The organism is Arthrobacter flavus (genome assembly GCF_039526005.1).
Lineage (GTDB): Bacteria > Actinomycetota > Actinomycetes > Actinomycetales > Micrococcaceae > Arthrobacter_D > Arthrobacter_D flavus.
The window spans coordinates 1-861 of sequence record NZ_BAAAIJ010000045.1; the positions used below are offsets into that span (position 1 = coordinate 1).

Consider the following 861-nt stretch of genomic DNA (forward strand, 5'->3'; position numbering starts at 1 on the left):
TCGGAGGCCAGGCGGGTGCGTGAGCTTGAGCAGGAAAACCGTGAACTGCGGAGGGCGAATGAAATCCTCAAGCGCGCCGCGAGTTTCTTCGGGGCGGAGCTCGACCGCCAACATCGGAAATAGTCTCCTTCATCGACGCGAACAAAGACGACGTCGTCGAGGGACGCCGGCTGAAGAGTCGAGCCCATGTGTACGCTGCTGCAGGTGGCTCCGAGCACCTACTACGCCGCGAAGAACCGCGCACCGTCGGCGCGAGCTGTCAGCGACGCGGTCCTCACCTCGGATCTGATCACCCTGTGGGAAGACAACTATCGTGTCTACGGGGTCCGCAAACTCTGGAAAGCAGCCCGTCGCGCCGGGATCGACATTGGCCGCGATCAGACTGGCAGGCTGATGCGCGCTGCCGGTATCGAGGGTGCGAGGCGGTCAAAGCGTGTGAAGACGACGAGACCGGATCCTGCCGGGAGGAGGCACCCGGACCTGGTGAACCGGGAGTTCACCGCGGTGGCCCTGAACCGGCTCTTAGGTGACTGACCTGACCTTCGTTCCGACGTGGGCGGGTGTTGCGTATGTCTGCTTCATCATTGACGTGTTCAGTCGGATGATCGTCGGGTGGCGGTGCGCTTCGCACATGCGCACGGAGATGGTCCTTGACGCGATCGAAATGACACGGTGGGGCCGCGGAACTCACCATAGTGACCTGCGCTGTCACAGCGATGCGGGTAGTCAATTCACGTCCATTCGCTACGGTGAACGTCTCACTGAGATTGGGGCTACGCCGTCGAGGGGGACCGTGGGAGACAGTTACGATAACGCGTTGGCCGAGACCGTGAATGGCTATTACGAGACCGAACTCGTCCG

The 861-nt window shown here is 61.9% G+C and carries 1 pseudogene; it reads left to right on the top strand.

The features are described from left to right. A pseudogene (locus ABD059_RS09960) lies at nt 1-861 on the top strand (IS3 family transposase); the annotation flags it as partial.